Consider the following 14,212-nt stretch of genomic DNA (forward strand, 5'->3'; position numbering starts at 1 on the left):
GAACGCTTTTTCGACTTTAGCGTGGATGGCTGAAGCGTGCTCGCCGCCCTGCTGAGGCGGGTCGTGCCGGTGCGCGAAGGCGAAGCGCGGCCCTTGCTGCTCGCCACCGCCTACGGTTTCAGCATCCTGTTTTCCTATTACCTGCTGCGACCGGTGCGCGACGAGATCGGCGCCGCCGACCGCGGCAACCTGCAGATCCTGTGGACGGCGGTCTTCCTCGTCATGCTGCTGGCGGTGCCGCTGTATTCGGCGGCCGTCTCGCGCTGGCCGCGTGCGGTGTTCATCCCGCTCGCCAACCGCTTCTTCGCGACCAACCTGATCGCCTTCTACGCCGCCCTGTACCTGCTGCCCGAATCGACGCGGGTGTGGATCGACCGCGTGTTCTACGTGTGGGTGAGCATCTTCGCGCTGTTCGTCGTCACCGTGTTCTGGGGCTTCGTCGCCGACCTGTTCCGCCACGAGCAGGGCAAGCGCCTGTTCGGGTTCATCGCGGTCGGCTCCTCGCTTGGCGGCATCGCCGGCTCGGCGACCACGGCGCTGCTCGCCCAGCACGTCCCGGAGTTCCTGCTCCTGCTGCTGGCGGTGCTGCCGCTCGAAGCGGCCGCCTGGCTCGCCCGCGCGCTCGACCGCCATGCCAGCCGCGAGCCGGAAACGCTGCGGCGCGAACCCGAGGCGCGCGTCGGCGGCAGCGCGTGGAGCGGTATCGGCCTGGTGTTCCGCTCGCCCGTGCTGCGCCGGATCGCCGTATGGCTGCTGCTGATGACCTTCGCCTCGACGATCCTGTACTTCGTGCAGGCGCACCTGGTGGGTGAGGCCTACACCGACCGGGCGCTGCGCCGGGCCTTCCTCGCGCGCATCGACCTCGCCGTCAATGCGCTGACGATCACCACGCAGGCGCTGTTCACCGCCCACATCCTGCGGCGCCTCGGTGTCGGGCTCACGCTGGCACTGTTGCCGGCGGTGGCGCTGCTCGGCTTCGTCGCGCTCGGCACCGCGCCGACGCTGTTCGCGCTGGTCGTGGTGCGGGTGCTCTACGACAGCGGCCGCCACGCACTCGCCAAACCGGCGCGCGAAGTGCTGTTCACGCTGGTCAACCGCGAGGAGCGCTACAAGTCCAAGGCCTTCATCGATGCCGCCGTCTATCGCGGCGGCGATCTCCTCAGTGGCTGGATCTACGCCGGACTCGCGGCGCTCGGCCTGTCGGCCGGTGCGATCGCGTTGACCGCCGTGCCGGTCGCCGGCGTGTGGATGCTGATCGGGCGACAGTTGGGGCGCTGGGAAGAGCGTGACCAGGACTGAGTAACGAAAAATCCCGGCAATCGCCGGGATTCGTCAGTGGGTCGGCACGCCTGCGCGGTGCGCGCGGACAGGCGACGCCAGGCGGCTATTTGGTCCCCTGCTCCCCAGTTGTCGCGGCACCGTCGGTCGATGACGGTGGTGACGAAGTCGTCGGCGCCGGCGTGTAAGGCGGCTGCTGCGTGGCCGGCGCGGGCGCTGTGGTCTGCGGAGATCCGCTGGACGGCATCGCCGGGGTCGTTTCCTTCTTCTCGCAGGCCATCAGCAACGGCATGGCCAGCGCGGCGAACAGAAAGATCTTGGCATTCATGATGTGTCCTCCTCTTGAATCAGTTGGCTTTCAGGCGAATGTCGTTCTTGACCGATTCGACGCCGCGCACCTGGCGCGCCAGTTCGCCCGCGCGCTGGATTTCCTGACGGTTGTCGGCGAAGCCGGAGAGCTGGACATTGCCCTTGAAGGTGTCGACCTTGATATCCAGGGCGCTCACCGTCTTGTCCTCGACGAACGCCGCCTTCACCTTGGCGGTGACTACGCTGTCATCGAGATATTCGCCGGTGCTCTCGCGCGTCGGCGTGCCGCTGCAGGCGGTAAGCGCGGTCAGCAGCGCGACGATCAGGGTCGTTCTGGCAAATGCTTGCATGATGTTTCCTCCTTGCAGATGAGCCTCAGCTGCGTCCGTCCTTGCCGGTCGTACGCGAGGATCCGGCGCCACTGTTCTTGTCCTGCAGCACCTTGATGAGCCCGTCCGCACCACCCTTGGCAATCTCGGCCGTGAAGGTGTTGCGGTAGTTGGTGACCAGGCTGACGTTGTCGATGGCGACGTCGTAGACCTTCCACGCAGCACCGGCCTTGCCCAGGCGATAGTCCACGCTGATGGGCGCGGCCCCGGGCTGGTTGATCTGGGTACGCACCATGGCGTCGCCTTCCGCAGCTTTGCGGGGCGCCGGTTTGAAACTGACGGTCTGGTTCTTGTAGGCGGTCAGCGCGTTCGCGTAGGTGCGCACCAGCAGCGTGCGGAACTCCCGCGTCAGGGCTTCACGCTGGCCGGGGTCGGCCTGACGCCAGCCCTGGCCGACCGCCAGGCCGGTCATGCGGGGAAAGTCGAAGTGCGGGCCGATCTTTTCCTCGATCAGCGTCATTGCCTTCTTTTGGTTGCCTGCCTGCAGGTCCTTGTCCTCTCGCAGGATCGACAGGACGTCCTCGGTCACGCCCTTCACCAGCGCGTCGGGCGCGGTTTCCTGCGCATGGGGCGCCAGCGGCGCGAGCAGGATGGGCAGGGTCAGGAGACAGGCTCGGAGTTGTCGGATCATGGCATTGCTCCTCGCGACTAGGGCTTGGTGCCGGACTTGGGCCTTTCGACCGCGGCCCACTCGACGATGGAAACCTTGCCGTTGCGATCGCTGTCCAGCGTATCGAAGCGCGCCAGGATCTCGGCGGAACGCTTGGCTTCGTCCTTGGAGACCTGCCCGTCCTTGTCCTGGTCGAGTTCCTTGAACATCGGCGGCACCTCGGTCCTGCCGGCATCGACGGGCGAAGCCTCCAATGTCGCGGGCGGCGACTTGGCCGGCTCGGCGGCAGTCGATGTCATCGGCAGCGCACCGGCCAGAATCAAAGCAACTAGACTGATGGTGGATTTCATAACGGTTCTCCTGCACAAATATCCGGAAGTTGTGATGACTCGCGGCACCGTGAGGCGGGCCTCGGCTCGCGCCCCGCTCCGGTTCCCGCCGCGGGCAATGTCAATTTAGAGACCCGGCCGGCGGCCTTCTGTCAGAGGAGGCGGAATCGCGTGTAGGACGATTCCTGCACGGTCCGGGGGCAGCGTTGCCGCTGCGGAGGTTTGCCATGCAACTGATCACGCCGCTCCAGTCCCGCTCCGGCCGCTTCACGCGACACGGCCGCCACGCCATGCTGGCGCTCGGCTGCGCGCTGGTGCTGTCGCTCTTCGTTTCGAGCTTCTGGCAGGCGACCGCCAGCCTCAAGGCGCTCGGCGAACTGCAGCTGCAGGCCGAGCGGACGGGGCGGCTGGACAGCCTGCTGATCCAGCTCGTCGATGCCGAGAACGGGGTCCGCGGCTACCTGCTGGGGCGCGATCGCAACTATCTGGAACCCTATCTCAATAGCCTCGCGACCATCGAGTACACGCTCGAGGACGTGCGCCACGACGTGGAGATCGTGCGCGACAATCAGGAGGCGCTTGCCCAGCTCACCGGGCTCATCACCCTCAAGCTGCGCATCCTGTCAGGCGAGGTCGCCCGCGCCAGGGGTGGCCCCGACGCGCCGCGGGGCGCCACCGGCACGGCGGGGCGCCGCTACATGGACAGCATCCGCAAGACGCTTGCGGAAATGAAAAGCCGCACCGTCGCGCACGGCCAGCGCTCCTTCGACGCGTCGATCGCCCACGTGGAGCGCACGCGCTGGGTGGTCGCAACCCTGTCCGCCGGCGCGCTGGTATTGCTGACCGCCTTGTTCGTCGTGCTGCGGCGCCAGATCGCACTGCGCGAGCAGATCGCCGACCTGCTGCAGCAGGAAAACGAGCAGCTCGAGCGACTGGTCCGCGCGCGCACCGTCGAGCTTTCCGACCTCGCGAGCTATCTCACCAATACCCGCGAGGCCGAGCAGGCGAGGCTCGCGCGCGAGCTGCATGACGAACTGGGGGCCCTGCTCACCGCCGCCAAAATGGACGCCGCCTGGGTGGTGCGCAAGCTCGAACCGGCCGCACTCGCGCCACACCGCGAGCGTTTCGAGCGGCTGCTGAAAACCCTCGACAGCGGCATCGCGCTGAAGCGCCGCATCATCGACGATCTGCGGCCACCGCTGCTGCAGGACCTCGGCCTCGTCGCCGCGCTGCGCACGCTGGGCGAGGACTTCGCCAAAAGCAGCGGCGTGCGCGTCACGCTCGAGCTGCCCGACACGGACCTCGAGCTGCCGCCGGAAAGCTCGCTGGCGCTGTTCCGCATCGCGCAGGAAGCGCTCACCAACATCCGCCGCCACGCCCAGGCGCACAACGTCAAGTTGGGCCTGCAACTAGCGCCCGAACGCATGATCCTGCGGGTGGAGGACGACGGCGTCGGCTTCGACGCCTCGCGCACACCGCAGCGCCAGCATGGCCTCGCCGGCATGCGCCACCGCGTGCAGATGTTCTTCGGAGAGTTCGCCATCGACAGCCGGCCGGGCGCGGGAACCCGCATCAGAGCGACCCTGCCGCTCGCCGCGGTGGTACAGGGCCCCGCGGCCGCCGCCACCGATCAGTGATCGCCCACGACGCCTTTCCGGGCGGCTTCGACGAAGTCGATCAGCTCGTCCATCTGCAAGGCCTTGTCGAAGAAGTGCGCGACCCCCAGCGCACGGCAGCGCTCGCGCAACTGCACATGGCCATAATTCGAGAAAACCACCGCGATCGGCTGACCATAACGCGCCGGCTCGCGCCTGAGCGCGCGCAACACCCCCAGGCCACTGCCGCTTTCCAGCTGCAGGTCGACGATCACCAGGTCGCTCGGCTGCTCCTGCAGGGCGCGCAAGGCCGCCGCCTCGCCCGCGGCCGCGGCGACCACCTCCACCCCGTCGAGTTGCGCCAGCATGTCGCACAGGAGCTCGCGCAGCAGCGGCGAATCCTCCACCACGACGATGCGGAGCCGAGGCACGCTGCGCCGGGATGCCATCGCGCCCTACTCCACCATCAGCCCGTGGCGGATGGCATAGGCGGCAAGCTCGGCATTGCTCGCCACCTGCAGTTTTTCGAGCAGGCGCGAGCGATAGGTGCTGACGGTCTTGACGCTCAGCGCGAGCGTCGCGGCGATGTCGGACACCGACTCGCCGCGCACCAGCCGCAGGAAGACCTGCAGTTCGCGCTCCGACAGCTGCGCATGCGGCACCGCCGCGCCGTCGCCGGCCAGTTCGTCGGCCAGCAACTCCGCCGTCCGCGCCGACACATAGCGCCGCCCCTGGGCCACGGTGCGGATCGCGCGCACCAGCTCGTCGCGATCGCAGTCCTTGCACAGATAACCGTCGGCGCCATTGCGGATCATCGCGACTGCGTAGCGTTCCTCCGGAAAGCCCGTCAGCACCAGCACGCCCAGGTTGTCGTAGCGCTGGCGCACCGCACGCAGCACATCGACGCCGCTCTGGCCGGGCAACGAGAGGTCGAGCAGGATCACATCGCATTCGGTCTCGCGCAGACGCTCGAGGGCCTCCTCGCCCGAGGCGGCCTCGAACTCGATGCGCAGGTCGATCTCCTCCGCCAGCATCTCGCGGAAGCCCGCGCGGACAATTGCGTGATCATCGACGATCGCGATTCTCAGCATCTCCAGATCCTTGCCGTGGTCCCCGGGCATTAGTCTGCCGCGTCGGGGCATCCGTTCGCAACGCCCGGCTTGGCCCGATGCCGCGGCGGTCGAGGCGCTGCCCGTCGATACCTCACTCCGGCCGCGCCGGATCTTCCTCGTACTCCTCGGCGGCGGCCGCCGGCGAACGGTAGATACGCGTCCGGCACGCAGGGCGCGTGTCGCACATCACCGCCTGCACGAGCGTTGCGGCAAACTCGGGGTCCAGGGGCGTAGAAAACAGCGGAATCGTTATCGTGCGGCCGCGCAGGCGCGCCGGGTGATCGTGTATCGTTTTTACAATCGGCGGCAAGGGTCCGCGCCTCGGATACAGCGACCGCCTTGGCTCCGGACTGCCGAACTTGACGCGACGGTCGCCCGGTTCGTCACGGCTGCGCGCCAGCCGACACCGGAAGGTCGTGTCCTCGTTGTACCAGCAAGACCAGACGGTTTCCGCGTCGCCCTTCTCGCGAGACGGCTGGGCGAGGCCGGCAGGGGCAAGCCCCGCAATCGCGAAGACTGCAGCGCATGCGCGAGCTGATCGACGAATGTGCGGCATGGAGCGGCCACCTGTAAACGCTGTGTCGTGACGTCCGCCTGCAAGAATTCGTCCCGGGGGACGGCACGCTGGTGCGAATCGCGCAAAAGAGCGATTCTCCCGCGGCAGGCAACGAGGCCCGCGTTTCTATGACTCGGGTGCGCCCCGTGCGTTCGTCTTTTTTCGGCCGGCACACACATTACGCCTATCGCCCCGTCCGGCTCCGCCCGTCGCGCCGGTCGCCCCGCGGCGCAGCGCCGCCGCGCACCTGTCCGCGGCGCCCCGGGCCGCGTTTGGCATCGCGCCGCCGGCCGTGCTGGCGCGCGAGCATCTCATCCACCGTTTCCGACATGCTGCGGGCCAGCGCCACCGCGGCCTCCGCATCGGGGAAGTAGTCGGGCAGGCGGTAGCCCAGCCACGCATACGCCGAGTACTTCTTGCACGCGTCCTCGGCCGCCTGCAGCGCATAGCGTGCATCGCCGATTGGCTCGATCGACAGGTGCGAGCTGCGCTCCTTCGACAGCGCGCGCGCCCAGCCCTCCCACGCCTGCCTGAGCGTCTCGACGCGCGTCGACACCGGCACCAGCGACAGGGTGAAGCGATGCTCCAGCGACAGCGGCAGCGCGTCGAGCCACTTTGCGCGCTCGGTCTGTTCGCTGAGGTCGCCGGGCAGGAAGAAGTCGTCGGTGAGGTCGATGTTGCGCGAAAACAGCTCCAGCAGCCGCGCCAGCGCGCGCTCGCCGGTCGCCGCGGCGATGCTCTTCAGGTGATGCAGCGACGGCGTGACGTAGAAGCCCCGGTTCGACAGTGGGTCGGCCGGCGTTTTCATCAGGCGGCCGATGATGCGGTGCGTGTGCTCGTCGAAGCCCGCCACCAGCCCCGCCTCGTGCAGGCCGAAGCGCCCCGCCCGGCCGGCGATCTGATGCGTGAGCCAGGGCGGCAGGAGGTCTTCGGAGATGCCGTCGAACTTCTTCGCGGTGGTGAACACCGCCCGTGCCACGGGAAGATTGAGACCCATCCCGATCGCGTCGGTGGCGACCACGATGTCGGCGTCGCCGTCGCGAAAGCGCTGCGCCTGCGCGCGGCGGACTTCCGGCGAGAGGTTGCCATAGATCGTCGCGACGCGCAGTCCGGCCTCGGCGATGTTGGCCGCCCAGTTGAGCACGTCGCGGCGCGAAAACGCGATCACCGCGTCGCCGCGGCGCAGCTGGCCGATGCTGCCCACGGCACTCGGTGCCATCTCCAACGGCGACTTGCGCTTGAGGGTCTTCACTTCCAGCTCGCAGCCGAGCCGTTCGGCAAGCGACTCCACAGCGGGGCGCGCAGACAGGGCGCCGAGCAGATACACCGTCTTCGCCGCCGCCCCGCACACCGCGGCGGTCCATGCCGAGCCGCGCTCGAGATCCTCGAGCATCTGGATCTCGTCGATCACCGCCACGTCCACCGGGCGCGAGGTATCGAGCATCTCGATGGTGCTGGCGACGTGGGTCGCACCGGGCGTGATGCGGCGCTCCTCGCCGGTCACCAGGCTCACCGCGACGCCGCGGTCGGCCAGACGCTCGTAGTTCTCCAGCGCCAGCAGGCGCAGCGGCGCGAGATACACGCCGCTCGCCGCCTGCGCCAGCGCTTCCATCGCCTGGTGGGTCTTGCCCGAGTTCGTCGGCCCCAGAATCGCAATGAAACGGCGCCGCATCATGAACGCGGTCTCGAAGGACTCCGGGTAGCGCGTCAGCTTGACCGTGCCGCGCGCGGCCTCCGCCTGCGTTTCCACACGACGGCGCGCGGCAGCCTCGGCAAGGCGATCCTCGACGATCTGGAAGCGCCGACTCGCCAATTCCTTGCCGGTTTCGAGCGCCCGCAGGAAGCGCGCGCCATCCAGCCCCTCGGCATGCGCGCGGCGTAGCACGCTGGCCACGAAGCCGCGTACATCAGCTTCGAACTCGGCCACCGACGCCGCGTGAAGCCGCTCGCGCACCAGCGCCAGATGGCGGTCGGCGGTGAGCTTGCGCCACTTCTGCACGCGCGCCAGCACGCAACGCTCGGGCACCAGCCGGAAGGGATAACGGCGGCCGTCGGCATCGACCTCGCCGGCAACCTCGACCGCCACCGCGCCCTCGTTGTGCACCAGCCGCGCATTGAAGCCCTGCAGGTAGGCGTGCAGCTCGCGGGCGACATCAAGGAGCGCGTCATCGCCTTCCGGATTCTCCCCCGCCGGCACCACCGCTTCGGGATCGATGAAGAAATTCTCGTCCAATTCGCCTGCCCCCGGCATCAAAGGGTGGAGGGTCTCATGCCGGGCGCCGTTATGGATACCCCGACCGCCTGCACGCGACGATCACCCAAAATCGGCATGAAACTACGTAAGAAAGCGGACCAGATGGACGTCCTCGAGGAAGACCACACGCGGGTAAGCAACCATGACAAATGTCACGAGCTACGGGGGCATATCCAGCCATAGCGGAAGATGCTGTGCAGGTACTACGGTACAGGTACTGACAACCCCGTCATGGAGAGATCATGAAAAACAGCTACGCATTACTCATTCCAGTGGTCGCCGCGCTCGTCGGGTGCGCATCCCCCGCGCCGGTCGCACAGAACTTCCCGCTGTCGTATCAGAAGGTGGCGCGCACCGCGCATCACTGGGACGTGGTTGCCGAGGACGTTGTTGCTCAGACGATGGAGGCGATTGGAAATACGGCGCAGCTGCAGCGACGCAGTCTCGCCGTCGCGCCGGCGCGCAATACCGCGTTCAATACCGCGTTTCGTGAATTCATGATCACCCACCTGGTTAGTTCGGGCGCCCAAGTGGACGTCTGTAAAGTGAGCGACGGCGTTGGGCGCGGTTTTCAGTCGGATGGGCCCGCAGTGGGCGTTCAGTATGAGACCCAATTGATTGTCCACGGCAAGGACGTGCCGGATTACGCGCCAGGGCGGCTCACCGCCCTTGCTGCTGGGGTGGCTGTCATCCGTAACGCGGTATTTGCCGAAGAAACAAACGCTGCCCTGATCACTGCCGGGGTTTTGGCTGACATCGGACGCGGGCACGCTGCGCGTGCGACACGCACCGAAATTATCGTCACGACATCGATCATCGATCAAAACCGTTTTGTCGCACGCAAGAGCGATATCTACTATGTGCCGGATGCGGATGCGCCGCTCTTCATTCAGCGAGTGGCGCAGCGTTCGTCGTGCCCGGACGACAAGCGGGTCGCGCTGGATGAACCGATCACAAGCGTGAATCAGGATCCCGCTCGCCAAGAGATTGCACGGCAAGAACTGATTGAGCGCGAGATGCGTAGGACCAACCCCGCATGGCGCCCAGCCGCAAAGCGCGCGGAACAGTCTGGCGCCTATTCGTACTGACTACATTAGTGCCGCCAAGCCCGGGGAAATTGGGTGACCCCGGGCAAAAAAATCAAAATCGGGGACACCCATTAGCCGTGATCGGCGGCATTTCCAGCCGCGACTTGCGCGCGTGGGTATTCACGTCGAGTTCTCAACCGCGACGCATTTTAAGGCGGTCTCGAACGATCCCGGATAGCCGGTCAGCTTGGCCGTGCTGCGTGCCACCTCCGCCACGTTTTCCGCACGACGGCGTACCGCGGCCTCGGTGAGGCGGTTCTCGACGATCTGGAAGCGCCGGCGCACCAGTTCGTTGCCAGTCTCGAGCGCACAGGAAGCGGGCTCCTCCGCCTGCACCCGGCGCAGCACGCTGGCGACAAGGCCGCGTACTTCATGCAGCTTCGAACTCGGCCACCGACGCCGCGTGGAGCCGCGCGCCACGTCCAGGCCTTACCGAATCACGCGCCGCGCGCTACGCTCCCGCCATCTCGGTGCAATACTCGGCGCTTTGACGAGCACCTCACAGGGAGCAGATATGTCATCCAGCTTGCGTGACGCCAAGGCGCATCAATTGGCACGGATGAAGCGCCTGGCGGGCGCGCTGCTGCTCGCGGTCACGGCCCTTTTCATCATCGCGCGGCTGCAGCATGGCGCCGGAATCTGGAGCTGGATCGCTGCGTTTGCCGAAGCCGCAATGATCGGCGCCCTCGCCGACTGGTTCGCCGTCGTTGCGCTGTTCCGGCATCCCCTCGGCCTGCCCATTCCCCACACCGCAATCATTCCGGCCAACAAGGCACGCGTCGCCGACAACCTCGCCGGCTTCGTCCGCGACAAGTTCCTTGCCACCGACACCCTCGTCCAGAAACTGCACACTTTCAGCCCCGCCGACCGGCTTGCCGGCTGGCTGCGGCAGCCCGACAACGCGGATCTCGTCGCCGACAAACTGGCCGCGGCCCTTGCCGGATGGCTCGACTTCATCGACGACGCGCGCGTGCGCAGCCTGCTCGCCGCCGGCGTGCGCGAGCGGCTGAAGAAAATCGACGTCTCGCGCATCGCCGGACAAGTCCTCGACACCCTCACCGTCGACAATCGGCATCAGGAACTGCTGGATGTGGGGCTCCGGCGACTGGCACGCTGGCTCGACGACCCCGCAGTGCAGGTCACCTTCGCCACGATGATCGTCGAGATCGCCGGCAAGGAGTACCCGAAAACCCTGAAGGCCGTGGGCCTCGTCACCGACACCGAAGAATTCTCGCGCAAGATTGCCGCCAGCATCGTCAAAGGCATCAACGGCTGGCTGCACGACATCGGCGACGACCCCGAACACCCGCGCAGGCGGGAGTTCGACGACACGGTCGCGGAGTTCATCGACCGCCTGAAGAACGACGCCGACTTTGCGGCACGCATCAACGCGGCGAAGCTGGAGATCCTCACCCACCCGGTCCTCGCCGAATACCTGAACGGCCTCTGGGACGAGCTGAAAGACTGGCTGCATCAGGATCTTCAGCAACCGGACTCGCGCCTGCGCCAGCGGCTCAGCGACGCCGCCGACGCCTTCGGTACGACTCTCGCCGAAAACCGGGCTTTGCGCACCTCGCTCGACGACCACCTCGAATCCGCGGTCGTCGCCCTCGCGGACGACTTCCGCGATGCGCTGTCGCGCCACATCGCCGCCACGGTCCGGAGCTGGAAGGACGAGGATCTGGTGCGCGAAGTGGAACTGAGCGTCGGCCGGGATCTTCAGTTCATCCGGCTCAATGGCACGGTCGTGGGGGGAGGCATCGGACTGGTGCTGCACGGCTTGACCTTGCTCGTTCCGGGCGGATGGTAGCCCCCGGGCAAGATCGTGCGCGGCGTCAGTGCGCCCATGCCGGGTGCACAAGAAAAAGCCCAAGCTCTTGCGAGCCCGGGCTTAAATCCACACCAAAGGAGGAGGGTGGAGGAGACAAGCGCAAGATTATCGAAACGAATGCTGCACCGCAACAGAGATTTTCTATCGCGTGATTAGTCGCACTTATCGCGCTCGTGTTTGGCGTGAAGCCTCCCCCTCCGACTCGGTATGCGTCGAGCCAACGGTTCGCGCGCCCACTCAGTGTCGAATGCATATCTTTCCAAAATGCCGGCCACTGGCCAGATGGTGCATTGCCTCGGGTAACTGCGCGAATTCGAAGACGCGGTCCACCACTGGGCGCATGCCGCTGCGCGCGATTGCACGCGCCATCGCGACAAAATCCTCGCCGCTGCCCACCGTGATGCCCTGCAGGCGAACGTGACGCGTGACCACCAGTCCCAACGGGGCGTCCATGACGGAACCGGCAAGCACCCCGATCATGCTGATCGTGCCACCGGGTCGCACGGCACGCAGTGATTGCGGCAGCGTGCCTTGCCCGCCCACTTCCACCACATGGTCCACCCCGACGCCGCCGGCCATGTCACGCGCGACGCGTCCCCATTCCGGCGTCGAAAGATAGTTGATGGTGTCGTCCGCACCCAGCGCACGAGCACGTTTGAGCTTTTCGTCGCTGGATGACGTGCAGATGACCGTCGCGCCCAGCATCTTGGCGAACTGCAAGGCAAACAGCGCTACCCCGCCGGTACCCTGAACCAGCACCGTATCGCCAGGCTTCACCCGTCCTTCGGTGACAATGGCACGCCAGGCGGTGACTGCGGCGGTGGGCAGGGTGGCGGCCTCGGCGTCCTCCAGATGGGCTGGCACCGACGCAAGCATGGAAGCCGGAACGACCATGTACTCCGCCATGGTGCCGTCAATTTCGCAACCCAGACTGTGCGAAAGGTGGTCGGCGCTGGGATCGCCGGCGGGCCAGCTCGAAAAGAACAGCGGGCAGACGCGATCGCCGATCCGGTACGCATCCACACCCCTGCCGACCTGATCGATTCGCCCGACGCCATCGCTCAGCACGATCAACGGCAGCGTCTTCATGCGCGACCCGTAGCCTCGCCGGGGTACCAGCAAGTCGCGATAATTGAGCGCGGAGGCGAGCATTTTCAGCCTGACCTCACCCGGGCCCGCGGTGGGTTCAGGGCGCTCGCCGATGCGCAAGTTATCGTCCGACCATGCTGTGTCGACTTGAAAGACTCTCATTGGCATCCACTCCTCACCACGTTGTAGTACAGCCGTTCGGCCGCTTGCTTGCGGCCTGCATCCGGGATACTGAAGGCGTCATCGGCGCAATTCGAAGACGAGCGCACGAATCATGCGTTCGGCCTGACCGAGGTAGGCGCGGCCGAAGAGACTGAGATGGTTCAGCACGTGATACAGGTTGTAGAGCGTCTTTCTTTGCTCGTAGCCTTCGGCCGGCGGCCAGGCAGCACGGTATGCGGCGTAAAAGGCCGTCGGAAAGCCGCCGAAAAGCTCGCTCATCGCGAGATCCGCATCACGGTCGCCGCGATACACGGCAGGATCGAAGATCGCCGGCCTGCCCTCGGCATCCATTGCCGCATTGCCGTTCCACAGGTCGCCATGAAGCAGGCTTGGCCGCGGTCGGTAGTCCAGAAACAAGGCTGGCACGCGTTCCAGCAACTGCTCGGCTTCGCGCAGGACAGCCCCGCCGTAGCCCGCGGAACGCGCCCGCTGCAGTTGCGGAAGCAGCCGGCAGTTCACGAAGAATTGCGCCCAACCGTCGTGTAGGTCGTTGATTTGTGGATTGGCGCCGATGAAATTATCGCGCGCCCAGCCGAACTGCTCGCCGGTGTCGTGGTGCAGTTGCACCAGCGCCCGGGCGAAGCGCTGGCCGTCCTCGGTGCTCGCGAGCGGGCGCAGCTGGAGGTGTTCCAGCAACAGGAAGGCCTCGTCGTCGGTGGCGCCGCAGGCCAGGGCGCGCGGGACGCGAAAGGCGTCGCAGGCCGTCAGCGCGGCCAGGCCGTCGACTTCCGCCTCGAACATCGGCAGCGTACCGACGCCATTCAGCTTAAGAAAGTAAGGCCGGCCAGCGGCGCGGACTTCGAGCGCGCGATGGATGCAACCACCGCCGATGGGCCGCGCCTCGGCGCCGGAAAAGTCGATACCGCTGGCGGCCTTGAGGGCGTGCTCGAGAGCGGCGCTCAGACTGAGAGGGTGCTCCACCACCGGACTCCCCATTTGTGAACGCAGAGCCCTGTAATATAAATCAGCGCGCTGAATCCTGGATCCGACCTGCCCAATTGCACCGCTCCATGCCATTCAGCGCGGGCGACCGCGACACGCCATGGGGACCAGGTCAGCCTGCCCGTGAGCAGCTGGCCCGATGCTGCCGAATAATCTTCTCGGGCGCGCCGGGAATCTTTTCGTCCCCAGCGGTCCACCTGACACAGCGAGCCACAACCAGGAACATGCATGCAACGCGACCCAAGATTCGAGGCCCTTCTCCAAAATCTCAAGAATAACCCGTCCAAGCCGGCCGGATTGCTGCAGAAAATCGGGGCGATAGCCGCCACCATCGTCATCTTCGGCCTTGCCCTGACCTTCTCGGTGATGCTCTTCGCGGTCGTGTTGGCGGTGGGGGGCGTGATTTTGGGCTACGCCTGGTGGAAAACCCGTGATCTGCGCAAGGTGATGCGCGAAGCGCAGGCGCAGGCGCGCGCCAGAGGACCGGCCCCGCGAGGCGCGACACCGGGTGAGGGGATCGTGCTCGAGGGCGAGGTCGTGCGCGAGGTCCGCGAAGAACCGCGCGAACGTCCGCGCGACTGAACCGGGATGCGCCCGCCGGCGTGTTG

At 66.5% G+C, this 14,212-nt stretch carries 16 protein-coding genes; 5 read left to right on the forward strand and 11 right to left on the reverse strand.

What is annotated here, in order from left to right:
• The first annotated feature begins 36 nt into the window (after positions 1 to 36).
• Positions 37 to 1,299 (forward strand): Npt1/Npt2 family nucleotide transporter, encoded by a 1,263-nt coding sequence (locus GPA25_RS07865; protein ID WP_169259826.1) that lies wholly within the window; start codon positions 37 to 39, stop codon positions 1,297 to 1,299.
• Between the two features lie 85 nt (positions 1,300 to 1,384).
• Here the strand turns inward: GPA25_RS07865 and GPA25_RS07870 are convergent, their stop codons facing one another.
• Genes GPA25_RS07870 through GPA25_RS07885 form a run of 4 tightly spaced genes read right to left on the reverse strand, consistent with a single transcriptional unit; the run spans position 1,385 to position 2,936 of the window.
• Positions 1,385 to 1,606 (reverse strand): hypothetical protein, encoded by a 222-nt coding sequence (locus GPA25_RS07870; RefSeq protein ID WP_169259827.1) that lies wholly within the window; start codon positions 1,604 to 1,606, stop codon positions 1,385 to 1,387.
• 19 nt (positions 1,607 to 1,625) lie between these two features.
• The gene (locus GPA25_RS07875) at positions 1,626 to 1,937 is read right to left on the reverse strand and encodes a BON domain-containing protein (RefSeq protein WP_169259828.1); all 312 of its coding nucleotides are present in this window, start codon (positions 1,935 to 1,937) and stop codon (positions 1,626 to 1,628) included.
• 25 nt (positions 1,938 to 1,962) lie between these two features.
• Entirely contained in the window at positions 1,963 to 2,607 is a 645-nt protein-coding gene (locus GPA25_RS07880; protein ID WP_169259829.1) for an MlaC/ttg2D family ABC transporter substrate-binding protein, read from the reverse strand.
• A gap of 17 nt (positions 2,608 to 2,624) precedes the next feature.
• Entirely contained in the window at positions 2,625 to 2,936 is a 312-nt protein-coding gene (locus GPA25_RS07885; protein ID WP_169259830.1) for an EF-hand domain-containing protein, read from the reverse strand.
• A gap of 206 nt (positions 2,937 to 3,142) precedes the next feature.
• Here GPA25_RS07885 and GPA25_RS07890 point away from each other — a divergent pair, with 206 nt between their 5' ends.
• Positions 3,143 to 4,552, forward strand: a complete 1,410-nt coding sequence (locus GPA25_RS07890) for a CHASE3 domain-containing protein (protein WP_169259831.1) — start codon at positions 3,143 to 3,145, stop codon at positions 4,550 to 4,552.
• Here GPA25_RS07890 and GPA25_RS07895 read toward each other — a convergent pair.
• The 4 genes from GPA25_RS07895 to GPA25_RS07910 form a co-directional block, all read right to left on the reverse strand.
• Entirely contained in the window at positions 4,546 to 4,959 is a 414-nt protein-coding gene (locus GPA25_RS07895; RefSeq protein WP_169259832.1) for a response regulator, read from the reverse strand. The genes GPA25_RS07890 and GPA25_RS07895 overlap by 7 nt on opposite strands.
• A gap of 6 nt (positions 4,960 to 4,965) precedes the next feature.
• Positions 4,966 to 5,601: a response regulator gene (locus tag GPA25_RS07900; RefSeq protein ID WP_169259833.1), complete on the reverse strand. Its 636-nt coding sequence runs from the start codon at positions 5,599 to 5,601 to the stop codon at positions 4,966 to 4,968.
• Between the two features lie 112 nt (positions 5,602 to 5,713).
• The gene (locus GPA25_RS07905) at positions 5,714 to 6,178 is read right to left on the reverse strand and encodes a hypothetical protein (protein WP_169259834.1); all 465 of its coding nucleotides are present in this window, start codon (positions 6,176 to 6,178) and stop codon (positions 5,714 to 5,716) included.
• A 184-nt stretch (positions 6,179 to 6,362) separates the two neighbouring features.
• Positions 6,363 to 8,411, reverse strand: a complete 2,049-nt coding sequence (locus GPA25_RS07910; RefSeq protein ID WP_169259835.1) for a helicase-related protein — start codon at positions 8,409 to 8,411, stop codon at positions 6,363 to 6,365.
• Between the two features lie 263 nt (positions 8,412 to 8,674).
• Here GPA25_RS07910 and GPA25_RS07915 point away from each other — a divergent pair, with 263 nt between their 5' ends.
• Positions 8,675 to 9,520, forward strand: a complete 846-nt coding sequence (locus GPA25_RS07915) for a hypothetical protein (RefSeq protein ID WP_169259836.1) — start codon at positions 8,675 to 8,677, stop codon at positions 9,518 to 9,520.
• Between the two features lie 120 nt (positions 9,521 to 9,640).
• On the opposite strand, the gene GPA25_RS07920 is transcribed toward GPA25_RS07915, so the two are convergent.
• Positions 9,641 to 9,940 carry a hypothetical protein gene (locus GPA25_RS07920; RefSeq protein ID WP_169259813.1) on the reverse strand — a complete coding sequence of 100 codons (300 nt, stop codon included), beginning with the start codon at positions 9,938 to 9,940 and terminating at the stop codon, positions 9,641 to 9,643.
• A gap of 94 nt (positions 9,941 to 10,034) precedes the next feature.
• Between GPA25_RS07920 and GPA25_RS07925 the strand changes: the two genes are divergently transcribed.
• The gene (locus GPA25_RS07925) at positions 10,035 to 11,330 is read left to right on the forward strand and encodes a DUF445 domain-containing protein (RefSeq protein WP_169259837.1); all 1,296 of its coding nucleotides are present in this window, start codon (positions 10,035 to 10,037) and stop codon (positions 11,328 to 11,330) included.
• 258 nt (positions 11,331 to 11,588) lie between these two features.
• Here the strand turns inward: GPA25_RS07925 and GPA25_RS07930 are convergent, their stop codons facing one another.
• Both GPA25_RS07930 and GPA25_RS07935 read right to left on the reverse strand, forming a co-directional pair.
• Positions 11,589 to 12,560, reverse strand: a complete 972-nt coding sequence (locus GPA25_RS07930; protein ID WP_246265469.1) for a zinc-dependent alcohol dehydrogenase family protein — start codon at positions 12,558 to 12,560, stop codon at positions 11,589 to 11,591.
• 120 nt (positions 12,561 to 12,680) lie between these two features.
• Positions 12,681 to 13,583, reverse strand: coding sequence for a fructosamine kinase family protein (locus GPA25_RS07935; RefSeq protein WP_343034873.1), 903 nt, complete (start codon positions 13,581 to 13,583; stop codon positions 12,681 to 12,683).
• A gap of 249 nt (positions 13,584 to 13,832) precedes the next feature.
• Here GPA25_RS07935 and GPA25_RS07940 point away from each other — a divergent pair, with 249 nt between their 5' ends.
• Positions 13,833 to 14,186, forward strand: a complete 354-nt coding sequence (locus GPA25_RS07940) for a CPBP family intramembrane glutamic endopeptidase (protein WP_169259840.1) — start codon at positions 13,833 to 13,835, stop codon at positions 14,184 to 14,186.
• Positions 14,187 to 14,212: the final 26 nt, after the last annotated feature.

Source organism: Aromatoleum diolicum (genome assembly GCF_012910955.1).
In the GTDB taxonomy this organism is placed as follows: Bacteria; Pseudomonadota; Gammaproteobacteria; order Burkholderiales; family Rhodocyclaceae; genus Aromatoleum; species Aromatoleum diolicum.

Excerpts from the sequence above, each read along its gene's own strand:
- GPA25_RS07940 (WP_169259840.1), top strand. The coding sequence starts at position 13,833 with ATGCAACGCGACCCAAGATTCGAGGCCCTTCTCCAAAATCTCAAGAAT.
- GPA25_RS07925 (WP_169259837.1), top strand. The coding sequence starts at position 10,035 with ATGTCATCCAGCTTGCGTGACGCCAAGGCGCATCAATTGGCACGGATG.
- GPA25_RS07880 (WP_169259829.1), bottom strand. The coding sequence starts at position 2,607 with ATGATCCGACAACTCCGAGCCTGTCTCCTGACCCTGCCCATCCTGCTC.
- GPA25_RS07900 (WP_169259833.1), bottom strand. The coding sequence starts at position 5,601 with ATGCTGAGAATCGCGATCGTCGATGATCACGCAATTGTCCGCGCGGGC.
- GPA25_RS07870 (WP_169259827.1), bottom strand. The coding sequence starts at position 1,606 with ATGAATGCCAAGATCTTTCTGTTCGCCGCGCTGGCCATGCCGTTGCTG.
- GPA25_RS07890 (WP_169259831.1), top strand. The coding sequence starts at position 3,143 with ATGCAACTGATCACGCCGCTCCAGTCCCGCTCCGGCCGCTTCACGCGA.
- GPA25_RS07905 (WP_169259834.1), bottom strand. The coding sequence starts at position 6,178 with ATGCCGCACATTCGTCGATCAGCTCGCGCATGCGCTGCAGTCTTCGCG.
- GPA25_RS07915 (WP_169259836.1), top strand. The coding sequence starts at position 8,675 with ATGAAAAACAGCTACGCATTACTCATTCCAGTGGTCGCCGCGCTCGTC.
- GPA25_RS07875 (WP_169259828.1), bottom strand. The coding sequence starts at position 1,937 with ATGCAAGCATTTGCCAGAACGACCCTGATCGTCGCGCTGCTGACCGCG.
- GPA25_RS07885 (WP_169259830.1), bottom strand. The coding sequence starts at position 2,936 with ATGAAATCCACCATCAGTCTAGTTGCTTTGATTCTGGCCGGTGCGCTG.
- GPA25_RS07895 (WP_169259832.1), bottom strand. The coding sequence starts at position 4,959 with ATGGCATCCCGGCGCAGCGTGCCTCGGCTCCGCATCGTCGTGGTGGAG.